Below are 11,800 nucleotides of genomic sequence, written 5' to 3'. Positions count from 1 at the left end.
CGCAAGGCGGCTACTTAAGCGCCAGCAACTGTTCCAGCGCCGTGTGGGCTGCCAGCGGCACGCTCACCGCCGGCTCCGCCGACTCCAGCGCCTCCAGTACCGGCGCCAGAATCGGCACCAGTTGCTCGCGCCCGACCAGATCGAATATCACCCGGTGCGCGCTGTGCCGGAGAATGACCGAGCTGGAGTCGGCCATCAGAGCGCGCAGCAACGGAATCAACCCGTCACGGCCAAGCACAATCAGCCCGGTCGCCGCCAGCCAGCGCACGCCGAACGAGCGATCGACGAGCGCGCCGACCAGCGCGGGCGCCGCGGCCGGGTCGGCGATCTCGGCCAGCGCCTTGGCGGCCTCCCAGCGCACCTGGTCGCCCGGCTCGGAAAGCAGCGCAATGAGGCGCGGCGTCAGCGGCTTCCCCAACTTGATGATCGTCTCGCGCGCCTTCGCCCGGACCATGCCATCATCATCGTACAGGCGATCCACCAGGTGGCTCGCCGTCGCAACCGGCCTACCAGTTTCGACTTTCATGGTTGCCTCCTGTAGTCTATTTCGACGTATGCCTGTTGACCCTACTATCATTATCGCGCATCCCTGCGCGCGGGTCAACTGTCACCAGCAATTCTCAATTTGGCTTTGTACGGGTACTTTCCAATGCCGCTTGCGATGCGCTGGCTCTCAGGCGCTTGTCACGCAAGCTGGCCCGCCGAAAAAGTGGCGCTGCCCTCCCCGTTAGCTTTTCCCCTGCTCCCCCGCACGCGCGGGGGAGCAGGGGCAGGGGATGAGGGGGCATATTGGCAGCCGACTCCAAAATGAGAATTGCTGAACTGTCACGTCGAATCGAGTAGGGTTGCCAAATGGCCTGCCGGCGAAAGTGTGGCATACTTGAGATGGTAGATTAGGTATGCAACCCGGAACCCTCTTGCCCGCCGCGATGCGTGCCGGGCGGAGGCATGCGCACCAATCCAGGAGGAACCATGAAGCGAGCCAAGCTGACCGAAGTCTTTCACGGCGACGGCAACCTCGACCGGGAAGGCATCGAAAACCTCTCGCTGAAGGGCAACGAAACGCTCACCCTGAAGGTCAAGGGCGGACGGATGACCTTCCTGACGCAGACGGATGAGAACGACGAACAGGCCATCCGCGCCGGGCGCTTCGTGACCGGCGAGATCGAACTGGAGAGCGGGCTGATCTTCTCGTTCTGGCTATCGGACGAGGGGCGTGGCGGGCTGAAGGAAGTGGCGATTTACAAAGCCAACGCGCCGCAGACGGGCTAACCACGAGTAAGCATCTGTGGTTTCTGCGCCAGGCGGATGACCGGCTGGCGGGATATTCCGTTGTCGAAAGCGCCGGGCCCGCACAGGCCCGGCGCTCCGATTTTTACAGGGCGTAGCATTAAAGACCGGGGCTGCGCCTTTCGGCGCAGCCCCGGTCATTGCATGCTCGTTCATCGACGGCAACCACTTTCGCCCACGAGCCGTCAAGTCCAGACCGAAACTCAGCGGTGCATGCTGTCCATGACCGCCATCGCGGCGATATGCACGATGTCGGACACAGCGTCGCCGGTCTGCAGCACGTGCACCGGCGCACCCATGCCCAACAGAATCGGGCCAATCGCCTCGGCATTGCCCAGTCGCGTCATCAGCTTGTACGCCACGTTGGCCGCTTCGAGCGACGGGAAGACCAGCACGTTGGCATCCTTCACCGCGCTGAACGGATAGCGCTCTTCGACGATCTCCGGCACCACCGCCGTGTCGGCCTGCATCTCGCCGTCGATGGCGATGTCCGGCCGGCTGGCGCGCACGAGCTCGACCGCCTTGCGCACCTTGTCGGTGTGGTTGTGCGGCGTCGACCCGAAGTTCGAGAACGACAGCATGGCGACGCGCGGCTCCAACTCCAGTTGCTTGGCGAAGTCGGCGGCCAGCACCGCAATGGCGGCCAGGTCTTCGGCGGTTGGGTCGATGTTCACCGTGGTGTCGGTAAACAGATAGACCTTGTCGCCGATGTTCATGATGTATACGCCCGCGACCGTGGTCGCGCCCGGCCGGGTGTGGTGTACCTGCAGCGCCGGGCGAATCACGTCCGGGTACTCATAGGTCAGGCCCGACACGAACGCGTCGGCCTCGCCCATCTTGACCATCATCGCGCCGAGCACGTTCGGCTCCACAACCTTCTTGAGCGCCTGGCTGTACGTCACGCCCTTGCGCTGGCGCAGCTCGTGATAAACCTTGGCGTACCCATCGCGCTTCGCAAAATCCGCCGGATCGACGACCTGCGGCGCGTAGTCGAGCCCGAGGTTCTTGATCTTGTCGTCGATGACGTCGGCGCGGCCAATCAGGATCACCTTGCCGATGCCGTCTTCCTCGATCTGGGCGCCCGCGCGGATGATCTTCGGCTCTTCGCCTTCCGCGAACACGATGCGCTTCGCCGGTGTAGCGGACTTCGCCTTGTTCAGGATGAAGTGGCGCACGCGCTGGCCGGTCGCCTGGCGGTACTCCAACTGCTCGCGATACTCGTCGATGTCGATCTGCTTGCGCGCGACGCCGGTCTCCATCGCCGCCTTGGCGACCGCCGGCGATTCCCACAGCAGGACGCGCGGGTCAAACGGCGTTGGGATAATGTAACCCGGCCCGAACTTGAGCGAGTCGAGCCCGTAGACGCTCAACACGCTGTCCGGCACGTCTTCGCGCGCCAGCGCGGCCAGCGCCTTCGACGCGGCGGCTTTCATTTCATCGTTGATCGCCTTGGCTCGCACGTCGAGCGCGCCGCGGAAGATGAACGGGAAGCCGAGCACGTTGTTGATCTGGTTCGGGTAGTCCGAGCGGCCGGTGCCAACGATCGCATCCGGTCGCGCCTCACGCACGATTTCGTACTTGATTTCGGGATCCGGGTTCGCCATAGCGAGGATAATCGGCCGCTCGCCCATCACCTTGACCTGGTCGGCCGAGACGAGGTTCGCGCCCGAAAGGCCGATGAAGACGTCGGCGCCGCGCATGGCGTCGGTGAGCGTGCGCGCGTTCGTTTCATGCGCGAAGCGCTCTTTGTACTTGTTCATGTTCTCCTTGCGTCCCTTGTACACGACGCCCTTGCTGTCCACCAGGAGAACGTTCTCGCGCTTCAAGCCCAGCCGGATCGCGAGTTCCGCCGACGCGACAGCCGACGCACCCGCGCCCAACACCACCATCTTCGCCTCGTCGAAGCGCTTGCCGACGACTTCGAGGCCGTTGATCAGCGCAGCGCCCACGATGATTGCGGTGCCGTGCTGGTCGTCGTGGAACACCGGGATGTCGAGCATCTCCTTCAGTGTCTCTTCAATATAGAAACACTCCGGCGCTTTGATGTCTTCGAGGTTGATGCCGCCAAAAGTCGGCGAAATCGCTGCCGCAACCTTGATAATGTCATCGGGGTCGTGGCTGTTCACCTCAATGTCGAACACATCGACGTCCGCGAATCGCTTGAACAGTACTCCCTTGCCTTCCATAACGGGCTTTGAGGCCAGTGCGCCGCGGTCGCCCAGGCCGAGGATGGCGGTGCCATTGCTAATGACCGCGACCAGGTTGCCTTTGGATGTGTATTCATAGGCAAGCGCGGGGTCGTTGGCGATCTCGAGCACCGGCACGGCCACGCCCGGTGTGTAGGCCAGGCTCAAATCGCGCTGGGTGGCCAGCGGCTTGGTCGGCAGGATCGAAATCTTTCCGGGTTTCCCTCGTAACTTGTGATACTCGAGGGCTTCTTCACGCGTCACAGTCTTCATGCAGGTTCTCCTCCAAAGTGGTATCGCGATCTCATGAGTCAAACGCCGGCGCGGCGCGCGCCATACGCCAGCATACCTGATACAGGGTAGTCCCATTCGCGGGAGTTGCCACTTGTCCAATGTCCTTAATATCCTGGGACATTCAACACTTACCGCAATATTCAGTTGGGCCATACTAATATTGGCCGGCCGCACGCTTGCGCGCGGCGGCGCGTCACCAACCGTATCCACCGCGGCCCGGTTGCCGCTTTCTGACGTCAGCGGCCATCGAGCGTATGTCGCATACCGCGAAGGCCCCCGATCCTGTACCGGGCGCGGCATGCGGCCGTTGACAAGGAGTTCTCGCATGCGCGGCACAATCGCGATTGATGAGAACCGCTGCAAGGGATGTGAGCTGTGCATCGTCGTCTGCCCCAAGGCTATCATTCACATCGCCGAACACTTCACCCCGCGCGGGTACCGGCCCGCCACGCTTGTTGATCCGCACGGCGCCTGCACCGGCTGCCTGCTCTGTTCCACCATCTGCCCCGACGTTGCCATTACCGTCTATCGCGAAGCGGCCCGCCGCAAACTGCCCATGGCCGGTTGAGCCGCCGGCGCACGCCTGACGAGGAATCACGATGACCAAAGAACTCTGGAAGGGCAATGAGGCGATCGCGGAGGCCGCCGTGCGCGGCGGCCTTGAAGCGTATTTCGGTTACCCGATCACGCCTCAAACCGAGTTGTTGGAGTATCTGGCCAAACGCATGCCGGGGCTGAAGCGGGTGTTTCTTCAAGCGGAGAGCGAACTGGCGGCGATCAACATGGTCTACGGCGCCGCGGCCGGCGGCGCGCGCGCCATGACCTCGTCGTCAAGCCCGGGGTTCTCGCTGATGCAGGAGGGTTTGTCGTATATTGCGGCGTCGAACGTGCCGTGCGTGCTGGTCGACATGATGCGCGGCGGCCCCGGGCTTGGCAATATCCTGCCGACCCAGGGCGACTACTTCCAGTTGACCAAGGGCGGCGGCCACGGCGACTATCACCCGCTCGTGCTGGCCCCGGCATCCGTGCAGGAAGCGGCGGACTTGACGTACGGGGCATTTGAGCTGGCCGAGCGCTACCGCACGATCGTCATTATCGCCGCCGACGGCAATATCGGCCAGATGATGGAGCCGGTTGACATGCCGCCGATGCGTGCCATCCCCCGCCGGGACCGCGGCTGGGAACTAAGCGGCGCGCGCAACCGCCCGCGCCGCATCATCTCGTCGCTCTACTTGCAGGGCGAGGAACTGGAGCGGCTCAACCAGCGGCTGCAGGCCACGATGGCCGAGATCGAGACCCGCGAAGTGCGCTACGCCGAATCACAGACCGCAGACGCCGACCTGCTGGTCGTGGCGTTCGGCTCGGCGGCCCGCATCGCGCAGTCGGCCATCAAGGACGCGCGCGCGCGCGGCGCAAAGGTCGGCCTGTTCCGCCCCATTACGCTCTGGCCGTTCCCGACCGACCGGCTGCGCGCGCTGGCGCAGACGATCAAGCAGGTGCTGGTAGTCGAGTTGAACGCCGGCCAGATGGTGCAGGATGTGCGGCTGGCCGTCGGCGCCGCCGCGTCGGTGGAGTTCTTTGGCCGCATGGGCGGTGTGGTGCCTATGCCCGACGAGGTGCTGGCGAGGATAGTCTCCGCTATGCCATCCGCATCGTTCGACCGGGACCACCCGTGGGCGATCGCCCGGTAACTGACGGACTATCGAGGATTACAGTCAATGAACACCGACACTTTACAGGTTGTCTACGAGCGGCCGGCGGCGCTCTTGCCCGTGGTCACGCATTATTGCCCGGGCTGCACGCACGGCGTCGTCCATCGTCTCGTCGCCGAAGTGCTGGACGAGCTCGGCATCCGTGACATCACGATCGGGGTGGCCTCCGTGGGCTGCTCGGTCTTTGCCTACAACTACTTCGACTGCGACTTCGCGCAGGCTCCGCACGGCCGCGCGCCGGCCATGGCGACCGGCGTCAAGCGCGTGCACCCGGACCGGATTGTCTTCACCTACCAGGGCGACGGCGATCTGGCGGCGATCGGCACGGCCGAGATCGTGCACGCCGCCACCCGCGGCGAGAACATCACCGTCATTTTCGTCAACAACGGCGTGTACGGCATGACCGGCGGGCAGATGGCGCCAACGACGCTGCCCGGCATGCGCACCACCTCGTCCCCAAGTGGTCGCGACGTTGGGACGATGGGCTACCCGGTACGTATGTCGGAACTGCTTTCGCAGTTGGATGGGCCGGCGTACATTGTCCGGCGCGCCGTGCACGAGCCGGGCCACATCCATCGCGCCCGGCGCGCTATCAAGACGGCGTTCCAGGTGCAACAGCACGCCATGGGCTTCTCGATGGTCGAGTTGCTATCGACCTGTCCGGTCAACTGGAACCTGACCCCCTCCGAATCGCTCAAGGTCGTTGAAGAACAGATGATACCGTACTTCCCACTTGGCGATTTCAAGGTCGCGGCCGGCGTCAAAGAGCTATCGGACGAGCACCCCAGCCGCCAGGCGCAGCCGGCTGAAACGGCCGTAATCGGCAAGGCGCGCTCGCCCATCTTTGGCAAGGCCACTGCGGGCGTCTTCGGGCGCTGACGAGGAGAACCATGCAAACCGAGATCGTCGTCGCCGGCTTTGGCGGCCAGGGCGTGCTGTTCGCCGGGCAGATACTGGCCTATGCCGGGCTTGCCGAGGACAAGCACGTGACGTGGATTCCATCGTACGGGCCGGAGATGCGCGGCGGCACTGCTCACTGCACCGTCATCATTTCCGACGAAGAGATCGGCTCGCCGCTGGTCCGCAATCCGTTGGCGGCCCTTGTGTTCAACCCGCCATCTATGCTAAAGTATGAGCCGCTGGTCAGGCCGGGCGGGCTGCTGATCAGCGACGCGACGCTCATCACTCTGCATAGCGCGCGCACGGACATTCGCGTGCTGGAGCTGCCCGCCAAGGACCTGGCTGCCGCGCTCGGCTTCGCGCAGATCGCGAACGTCGTCATGCTCGGCGCTCTGATCGGCGCGACGGGCGTCGTACAGATCGAGACCATCGACCGGGTGCTGGAGGCGCATGTCGGGCCGCGTCACCGCGACGCGCTCGAACCGAACAAGCAGGGCCTGCGGCGCGGGGCGGAGTGGGCCAGACAGAAATTGCCGGCGTAGGCCAACCCCTATGACTGGATAATCGCATAGCTGTCGTTTACCATCACACGAGGAGGAACCGTCATGAGCCAGATGAACCATCCCTACGTGATCGCCGGCAAGTGCCTGGATGAAGGGCCTCAGTGCGGCGAGTGCATCATGTACTGCCCGACGGAAGCCATCCAGGGCGGCGAAGACTTTGCCTATGTCGACCCGAAGTACTGCATTGAATGCGGGGCCTGTATTGACATCTGCAAAGATGGCGTGATCGCCGTGACCGAGCCGGTATACGTTCAGGGTCGCCGGCGCAAACTGCTGCCGTTGAGCAAGAGCGACATCATCACACTGAACGCCAGTCTCGCCGAAGCGCATCGCAGGAACTAGACGATCGGCCAATTCGAGAGTCGGTCGAAAGACAAAATACCGAACCCTGAGCCAGTCGAAGGGTGCGGCAATAGCCGATATGCGCTTCGCCAACTGCCGCGCACACTATTCGCCGGTCGATCGTCACGAGTTGTGACGATCGACCGTTGCGAAACCACGAGGCCGAACATTTCGTCCGGCCTCTGCTTTTTTTGCAACGCGCCGGTCCACGGCGGGCGTCAGCGCGAGCGCCGGCGACCCAGAACCAGCCACGCCATGACGGCGAAGGCCAGCATCCACAGCCAGCCGCCCGGATCGCTGGCGCCGGCGGCCAGACCGGTCGGCGTGATACGAACAACCGGCGTGTCCTTCGCGCCTGCACGCAGTAGGTCGTCGGGTACCGTGCGCGGGTTGAACCCGAACGCGAAGCCCGCGAAGCCGCCGGCGATCAGCACCGCGCGCCCAGCGCGCAGCGCCTCATCGGGGTCGGTCACGACCTCGGCTGTGCCCCTGACCGCGCCGCCCGGCATCAGCAGTTCCACCTGCGGATCCGCGGCCAGATTCCGGAGCCAGTGCGACGCCCCGCCCCAGCCCGACAGACAGTACACATTCCCGTCAAGGATCGCATAGTTCACCGGCGCGTAGCGTACGCGGCCGGTCTTGCGGCCGCGCGTCTTCAGCACCATGATGTATCCGGTGAACGGATTGCCGATCAACGGCCCGAGGCCGAGCCGCAAATAGGGAACCATCATATAGCGGTTCAACGCGCCGAACAGGCGGCGTACTGCCGGTCGGTGCAGCATCGCTTCCATTGGTGCGGGTGATTGCATCGCGTCTCCTTGGCCTCCGCAGGCAAACGTTAGCGCAGAATCGGCGCCGGTCGAGAAAATGAACTGGTCGTGCGGCCACGCCAGAGTAGCACCTCCGCCACGACTACGCCCAGGATGAAGTTGGACGGCACGGTTTCCGCCAGGTGAACCATACGCACATCAAACGGCATCGCCGGATTCGGGAACAACAGTTGCGAGCTCATCAGCACCGCAAACAGCAGTCCCAGCACCAGCCCCGACTCGGCCGCCCCGCCCTTCAGCGCGCGGATAACCGGCAGGCCGATAAGCGCCCACAGAATGCCGCGCACGAACTGGAACAAGAACAGCCATGGGTTGTCGCGCGCAACACTCGCCAGTTGGGCCAGAAAATTGCCGGGATCGCTTCCGCCATAATATGCGGCCACGATCGGGTTTCGCCAGGCGACGAAATAGCCAAACGTAAAGTACAGGCCCACATACAAAACCCCGATCGTGGCGAGCCGCCATAGCCAAGCGCCCAGGTGCAGGGCAAGCGCGTGCCGCTCGCCGCTGGGCGCGTCGCTTTGGCGCCAGTGCCCCATCACGAGGACGGCCAGCGGCGCAAATACCAGCGCCTGGACGCCGTTCATGACCATGACCAGCGGGATCGTACCCGGCGGCAGGCGATTGAGCACCGCCGGAAAGACGATCAGCTCGATCTGCGTCATGAACGCCATAACGGCAAACATCACGAACGCCAGCGCCGCCGCCAGGCTCAGACCGCGCCAGCGCGCACGGGCAATGGCGATCGCAATGACCAATGTGTTGAGCATGGCGACGGCGGGGATCGCGCCCAATGCGGCCCCGGACGCCGACGCGTCGGCCGGTTGTGTCGCGGCGGCCGGCGGCGGCAGGTTCAGGATCGGGTACGCGACCGAACTGGCGGCGATGAACACCGCGATGTAGATTGCCACAAGCACGAGAAGCTGCACAGCAAATGCCAGACTGCGTTTCAACATGGCGATACCTCCCGCTGTCGTCATGGCGTGCGCCGGCCGGCAACGGCAGACGGCCGACTCTATGCACGGATAGAGCCAGCCGTCATTACTGGACTGCCGATGGTGGTCTGCCTGGACCCGGCGCCAAGGCCGCTGGTCCAGCGTCGCTGAGGGTTAGCGGCCGCCGTCGCCATCCTTCGAATCGACCGGGGCGAACGGGCGCAGCATGATCACGGGCACCAGCGCATGGCGCATGACATGACCGGCCACACTCCCGGCCATCACGCGGCTCACGCCGGACCGCCCGTGCGTGGTCATCGCCACCATCGCGATATCCTCGTCCATCACGTACTTCACAATCTCGGATTGCGCATCGCCAAAACGAACGGCGACGATGACTTCGAATCCGGCGGCGCGCAGCGGCTCGCCCTCGGCCTTGAGCTCGTCACTGATCTCGGCGAGCTCGCTCTCCATCTCCTGGCTGGCGTAGACGGGATGGTTCATGTACTCGACGTCGCGCGACGACTCATACATCGGCACGGGAACCTCGGCCGATGCCGGGCGCGACGGCCGCCCCGTCATGCCCTGCGGGTGCGCCGCGGCGCGGAATAGAACGATCTCGACCATATCCGGTGAAAAGAACTTCGACACGTACGGCACGATGGTTCGTCCAAATTCAGAGCCATCGAGCGGGATGAGAATCTTGCGCTTGGCCATCGCGGCCTCCTATGGTGTAGCTGATGTCATTGCCTGTCTTGCATACCATATGCATTATAGAGCCGATCGCAACGGCGTACCAGTGTCAACCGTACTGCCGGAACGGTGACATTCTACCTGAGCCGGCCCCAAAACGACAAGTCAAAACCCCGTGAAGGATGTGCGCATTAGAGTATTGCACACGCTCGTAATCTTCGGTAAGCTATGGTTCAGTGTGTAGGGACAGATATTCTGCCTGTTCGAGCGCGCAGGTTACAGCCCCCCCCGACAACGGGCGCGGCATACGCCCGTTCTCCTGCGCCCATTCACGAACGCGGTGTGCCGCCGAGCGGTCCGACCTATACGGCAACCGTATTGGTGAGCCACCCACAGACGAGCTTTACTCATACTCCAAACGCGCAGCGCGCTTGACATGCCGCCCGGCCGGACTAGAATCGATGGTGTGTCTCCGTTCCACCCATCATCGATGCTCGGTGCCATCATGGCGCTGCGGCATCTCAGATCGTCGCATCACATAGAGAGACTCATATGATCAGCCAGCAGAAGGTTTCGGCCCTCATACGCGCCGAGTCGGTTCTGGTGGACAAGAATGCAATTGGCGAGATGTACAACACGGCGCTCAAATTCGTCGGCATGGGCGTCGGCGGCATCCTCTATTCCGCGGGCAAGCAGGGCGGGCTGAGCGGCGCGCGGCTGCTGCGCGACAAACTGGGTTATGATGGCGACGATCTGGTGGACGCGGCATTGACGGCATTCAATCAGTCAAACTGGGGTCACGCCACACTCATGCGCGAGGACCCCAAGCTGTTCATCAACGTCGAGCACTCGACCCTCGCGTCGGCCGTGCCCACCCAGAAACGATCGGTCTGTCACCCGATCGCTGGCTACCTCGCGGGGTTTCTCGAAGAAGCCTGGCGCCGGCCGGTGAAGGTGCAGGAGATCGAGTGTATCGCGACCGGGCACCCGCGTTGCCGGTTCACCGTGGACTGAGCGACGCCGGCGGTCCCGTCATCACTTGCTCGTGGGGCTGCGCGGAAGAAGCGGCCGAACTGGCGCTGTCGGCATAAGGGCCGCTATTGCCCTTTGAGCTCGCGCAGCCATGCTTCGATTTGCAGGCGCGAATCTCCATCGGGCATCAAACGCAGGTACGCCTCAAAATCTGAAATCGCTGGCGAACTGAGTCCTTTCTGGCGATAGGCTCTGCCACGATTCAGGTATGGGCTTGCGTAAGCAGGCTCATGGTCGATCGCGGATGTGAAGTCGGCAATCGCTTGATCAATGTTGCCCCGCTGTGCACCAACGATTCCACGGTTATTGTAGGCACGCCCAAAACCAGGATCAATTTCTATTGCCCGATCGAAGTCATTTATGGCCTGATCCAATTTGCGCTGCTGCAAATAGACGCTGCCGCGATTGTTGTAGGCCGCAGCGAATGTAGGTGCCAACTCAATTGACTTGCTATAGTCGGTTATAGCTTGCTCCGCCCGTCCCAATTGGGCATTGACGACGCCGCGACTATAGTACGCTTTTGTATTCTTCGGATCGAGTTCAATGGTCCTGCTAAAATCAGATACGGCTTGGGCTTGATTGCCGGTACTGGCATGGAGTAGGCCGCGATTGTAGTAGCCGAGCGCATAGCCGGGATTTATCTCGAGGGCTTTGTTATAGTCCGCAAATGCAAGCTCGGTTCTGCCTTGTTGAGAATACGCAGTGCCTCGGTCGTCATAAGCGGTAGCAGAAGTGGGGTCAAGTTCGATGGCCCGGCTGAAATTCGCGACCGCTTCATCTAGCTTACCGGCATTGGCGGCCAACTCTCCACTGACAATCAGTGCCTGCGCCTGTTCCTGTGCGGCAAAAGCGCAACCGGCCAGTGCGTAGACTACCAACAACGTCGCGACTACGTGCTTGACGGATGTGCGGAGCATAGGTTCAACCTCCATTCGACGATTCCTCGTTTATAGGTATCATTATATTCCCTCGGTTGTCGGCGCAAAGTCAGACAAAATACCGCTTCCGGCTCCCACCAACTAC

Annotated in this window: 13 protein-coding genes; 7 read left to right on the top strand and 6 right to left on the bottom strand. The window is 62.9% G+C overall.

What is annotated here, in order from left to right:
* Positions 1–10: 10 nt before the first annotated feature.
* Entirely contained in the window at positions 11–526 is a 516-nt protein-coding gene (locus tag HZB53_14830) for a HEAT repeat domain-containing protein (protein ID MBI5878923.1), read from the bottom strand.
* Between the two features lie 446 nt (positions 527–972).
* On the opposite strand from HZB53_14830, the gene HZB53_14825 reads away from it, so the two are divergent.
* On the top strand, positions 973–1,272 hold the full coding sequence (locus HZB53_14825) for a hypothetical protein (GenBank protein MBI5878922.1): 300 nt from the start codon (positions 973–975) through the stop codon (positions 1,270–1,272).
* 221 nt (positions 1,273–1,493) lie between these two features.
* On the opposite strand, the gene HZB53_14820 is transcribed toward HZB53_14825, so the two are convergent.
* Positions 1,494–3,749 carry an NADP-dependent malic enzyme gene (locus tag HZB53_14820; GenBank protein ID MBI5878921.1) on the bottom strand — a complete coding sequence of 752 codons (2,256 nt, stop codon included), beginning with the start codon at positions 3,747–3,749 and terminating at the stop codon, positions 1,494–1,496.
* 346 nt (positions 3,750–4,095) lie between these two features.
* Between HZB53_14820 and HZB53_14815 the strand changes: the two genes are divergently transcribed.
* The 5 genes from HZB53_14815 (at position 4,096) to HZB53_14795 (ending at position 7,287) form a co-directional block, all read left to right on the top strand.
* Positions 4,096–4,338: a 4Fe-4S binding protein gene (locus tag HZB53_14815; protein ID MBI5878920.1), complete on the top strand. Its 243-nt coding sequence runs from the start codon at positions 4,096–4,098 to the stop codon at positions 4,336–4,338.
* A 31-nt stretch (positions 4,339–4,369) separates the two neighbouring features.
* Positions 4,370–5,461, top strand: a complete 1,092-nt coding sequence (gene vorB, locus HZB53_14810; GenBank protein MBI5878919.1) for a 3-methyl-2-oxobutanoate dehydrogenase subunit VorB — start codon at positions 4,370–4,372, stop codon at positions 5,459–5,461.
* A 27-nt stretch (positions 5,462–5,488) separates the two neighbouring features.
* Positions 5,489–6,361, top strand: coding sequence for a 2-oxoglutarate oxidoreductase (locus HZB53_14805; GenBank protein ID MBI5878918.1), 873 nt, complete (start codon positions 5,489–5,491; stop codon positions 6,359–6,361).
* 11 nt (positions 6,362–6,372) lie between these two features.
* A complete protein-coding gene (locus tag HZB53_14800; GenBank protein ID MBI5878917.1) occupies positions 6,373–6,924 on the top strand; it encodes a 2-oxoacid:acceptor oxidoreductase family protein in 552 nt (183 codons plus the stop codon).
* A gap of 72 nt (positions 6,925–6,996) precedes the next feature.
* Entirely contained in the window at positions 6,997–7,287 is a 291-nt protein-coding gene (locus tag HZB53_14795) for a 4Fe-4S binding protein (protein MBI5878916.1), read from the top strand.
* A 218-nt stretch (positions 7,288–7,505) separates the two neighbouring features.
* Here the strand turns inward: HZB53_14795 and HZB53_14790 are convergent, their stop codons facing one another.
* The 3 genes from HZB53_14790 to HZB53_14780 form a co-directional block, all read right to left on the bottom strand.
* Positions 7,506–8,096 (bottom strand): nitroreductase family deazaflavin-dependent oxidoreductase, encoded by a 591-nt coding sequence (locus HZB53_14790; protein ID MBI5878915.1) that lies wholly within the window; start codon positions 8,094–8,096, stop codon positions 7,506–7,508.
* A 29-nt stretch (positions 8,097–8,125) separates the two neighbouring features.
* Positions 8,126–9,073 (bottom strand): hypothetical protein, encoded by a 948-nt coding sequence (locus HZB53_14785; GenBank protein MBI5878914.1) that lies wholly within the window; start codon positions 9,071–9,073, stop codon positions 8,126–8,128.
* 153 nt (positions 9,074–9,226) lie between these two features.
* On the bottom strand, positions 9,227–9,769 hold the full coding sequence (locus HZB53_14780; GenBank protein MBI5878913.1) for a universal stress protein: 543 nt from the start codon (positions 9,767–9,769) through the stop codon (positions 9,227–9,229).
* Between the two features lie 528 nt (positions 9,770–10,297).
* Here HZB53_14780 and HZB53_14775 point away from each other — a divergent pair.
* Positions 10,298–10,759 (top strand): hypothetical protein, encoded by a 462-nt coding sequence (locus HZB53_14775; protein ID MBI5878912.1) that lies wholly within the window; start codon positions 10,298–10,300, stop codon positions 10,757–10,759.
* An 83-nt stretch (positions 10,760–10,842) separates the two neighbouring features.
* Here HZB53_14775 and HZB53_14770 read toward each other — a convergent pair whose 3' ends face one another.
* Positions 10,843–11,694: a tetratricopeptide repeat protein gene (locus HZB53_14770; protein MBI5878911.1), complete on the bottom strand. Its 852-nt coding sequence runs from the start codon at positions 11,692–11,694 to the stop codon at positions 10,843–10,845.
* Positions 11,695–11,800 lie beyond the last annotated feature (106 nt).

The sequence above is a fragment of the Chloroflexota bacterium genome, assembly GCA_016235055.1.
Classification (GTDB): domain Bacteria; phylum Chloroflexota; class Anaerolineae; order JACRMK01; family JACRMK01; genus JACRMK01.
The sequence above is the reverse complement of the archived record's forward strand: the minus strand, read 5'-3'. Positions and strand labels throughout refer to the sequence as shown.

What these genes read in the sequence shown, in the direction of transcription:
- vorB (MBI5878919.1), top strand. Translation starts at nt 4,370, where the DNA reads ATGACCAAAGAACTCTGGAAGGGCAATGAGGCGATCGCGGAGGCCGCC.
- HZB53_14830 (MBI5878923.1), bottom strand. Translation starts at nt 526, where the DNA reads ATGAAAGTCGAAACTGGTAGGCCGGTTGCGACGGCGAGCCACCTGGTG.
- HZB53_14800 (MBI5878917.1), top strand. Translation starts at nt 6,373, where the DNA reads ATGCAAACCGAGATCGTCGTCGCCGGCTTTGGCGGCCAGGGCGTGCTG.
- HZB53_14815 (MBI5878920.1), top strand. Translation starts at nt 4,096, where the DNA reads ATGCGCGGCACAATCGCGATTGATGAGAACCGCTGCAAGGGATGTGAG.
- HZB53_14825 (MBI5878922.1), top strand. Translation starts at nt 973, where the DNA reads ATGAAGCGAGCCAAGCTGACCGAAGTCTTTCACGGCGACGGCAACCTC.
- HZB53_14770 (MBI5878911.1), bottom strand. Translation starts at nt 11,694, where the DNA reads ATGCTCCGCACATCCGTCAAGCACGTAGTCGCGACGTTGTTGGTAGTC.
- HZB53_14780 (MBI5878913.1), bottom strand. Translation starts at nt 9,769, where the DNA reads ATGGCCAAGCGCAAGATTCTCATCCCGCTCGATGGCTCTGAATTTGGA.
- HZB53_14790 (MBI5878915.1), bottom strand. Translation starts at nt 8,096, where the DNA reads ATGCAATCACCCGCACCAATGGAAGCGATGCTGCACCGACCGGCAGTA.
- HZB53_14820 (MBI5878921.1), bottom strand. Translation starts at nt 3,749, where the DNA reads ATGAAGACTGTGACGCGTGAAGAAGCCCTCGAGTATCACAAGTTACGA.
- HZB53_14785 (MBI5878914.1), bottom strand. Translation starts at nt 9,073, where the DNA reads ATGTTGAAACGCAGTCTGGCATTTGCTGTGCAGCTTCTCGTGCTTGTG.
- HZB53_14805 (MBI5878918.1), top strand. Translation starts at nt 5,489, where the DNA reads ATGAACACCGACACTTTACAGGTTGTCTACGAGCGGCCGGCGGCGCTC.
- HZB53_14795 (MBI5878916.1), top strand. Translation starts at nt 6,997, where the DNA reads ATGAACCATCCCTACGTGATCGCCGGCAAGTGCCTGGATGAAGGGCCT.
- HZB53_14775 (MBI5878912.1), top strand. Translation starts at nt 10,298, where the DNA reads ATGATCAGCCAGCAGAAGGTTTCGGCCCTCATACGCGCCGAGTCGGTT.